The sequence below is a fragment of the Streptomyces pseudogriseolus genome (assembly GCA_002154585.1).
Classification (GTDB): domain Bacteria; phylum Actinomycetota; class Actinomycetes; order Streptomycetales; family Streptomycetaceae; genus Streptomyces; species Streptomyces pseudogriseolus.
Genome location: MUNG01000731.1, coordinates 1 through 611 on the forward strand (window position 1 = coordinate 1; position 611 = coordinate 611).

Sequence of the window (611 nt, forward strand, 5' to 3'; positions counted from 1 at the left end):
CGCCCAGGACGCCCGCGGGCAGGAACTGCTGCACGTCGTTGAGCAGCGCCTGCCGGTTGCGGCGCGCGGGCCTGCGCGGGCGCCAGCGCTGCCGGGCGAGGATGCGGAGCAGCTGCGTCTGGGCCTGCTCACGCTGGGCGTTGCCGTCCGGGGTGCCTGCCGGTGCGGTCGGCCAGTGCTCGTCCATGTCCGGGTCGTCGGTGGCGTCCTGGAGGGCGCGGACGAGCCCCAGCCGGGGGAAGGAGTAGGGACGGTACGAGGCGGAACGGTCGCCCCACTTCCGGCCGTCGCCCAGGTCGCGAAGGAGCCGGACGGCCTGCGCGGTGGGGTCGATGCCGCCCTGCGGCGGCTCGGTGGGCGCCACGGCCAGGCGCGTGCCGTGACGCTGCTGCCCTTCGCGCAGCTCGNNGTCACACGGTCGTCGTCGGCGGCGTCCTCCGCGTGCAGCACGATCACCGGCATCGGGGGATCGCCCGCGCGGAAATCCTGGATCAGCGACTCCAGCTGCCGCTGGACGTCGATCCCCGCCCCCGTCGACATGCCCGGATGACCTCCCGGACAGTCCTGCGGAACCATCTGATCCCGGCCGAGCATGGACACCCCCCGTTGTC

1 pseudogene is annotated in these 611 nt (G+C 74.2%); it reads right to left on the reverse strand.

The features are described 5' to 3' along the window. A pseudogene (locus CCN29_RS34405) lies at positions 1–364 on the reverse strand (ABC transporter substrate-binding protein); the annotation flags it as partial. Between the last annotated feature and the right edge of the window lie 247 nt (positions 365–611).